We start from the raw sequence: 682 nt of genomic DNA on the forward strand, positions 1-682 counted from the left end.
GGCGCGCACATTGGTCAGGCCTCCTGAAGGAAATACGTCATTGCGATTGCCGACCGCTTGAAGCCCACGCGTTCGCACATCTTGGCAACGCGTAGATCGGTGGCGATGGTCACGTGCGCCCTGACGCAGCCGCGCGCTTTGAGTTCGGCCAGGATGTGCTTGGTGAAACGGCGTCCGATGCCGTTCCGGTGATCCGGCCGCATGTAGATGGTATCCTCCATGGCGATGGGTTCGCTGTTGTGCATGTCCTGCGTGAGCCAGATGAAGGCGTAGCCGACGGCCTCGCCCTCGACCCTGACCACGAAGCAAAGCAGATGCCCGGCCGAGCCGTAGACGTTCAGGCGCGGCTTGAAGTCGCCGATCTGCATCCCCTCGGCCGCCATGCGCGCCTGCATCTCGCCATAGTGGCGCCGGCAAAGCGGTTCGAGTTCTGGCCAGGCATCGTTGAAGCTCTCGATGGCGATGTCGTAGCTCATACGACCACCCCGCCATTTTCAAAGGTCACGTCGATCTGGACGAATTCGACGTCTGGGCGCTGGTTCAGAAAGCCGGTGGCCTGCAATTGCGGCTGCATCACGTAGCCGGTCTTGCCGATCGAAATCCACTGGCCGCCGCTAACTGTCGCCTGTGGCGCCGCCTGATCCCAGAGGGCAACGTCCCACTGGCCGCTATCCCAAAGGTC

At 62.3% G+C, this 682-nt stretch carries 1 protein-coding gene and 1 pseudogene; both read right to left on the reverse strand.

What is annotated here, in order from left to right; translation table 11 throughout:
- Positions 1-14: 14 nt before the first annotated feature.
- On the reverse strand, positions 15-476 hold the full coding sequence (locus tag EOA75_RS33520; protein WP_127217576.1) for a GNAT family N-acetyltransferase: 462 nt from the start codon (positions 474-476) through the stop codon (positions 15-17).
- A pseudogene (locus tag EOA75_RS33525) lies at positions 473-682 on the reverse strand (hypothetical protein); the annotation flags it as partial. The pseudogene EOA75_RS33525 and the gene EOA75_RS33520, both read right to left, overlap by 4 nt.

The organism is Mesorhizobium sp. M1A.F.Ca.IN.022.07.1.1, assembly GCF_003997575.1.
Classification (GTDB): Bacteria; Pseudomonadota; Alphaproteobacteria; order Rhizobiales; family Rhizobiaceae; genus Mesorhizobium.

Bases quoted from the DNA above. Each gene is read 5' to 3' on its own strand.
- EOA75_RS33520 (WP_127217576.1), bottom strand. From the start codon at position 476: ATGAGCTACGACATCGCCATCGAGAGCTTCAACGATGCCTGGCCAGAA.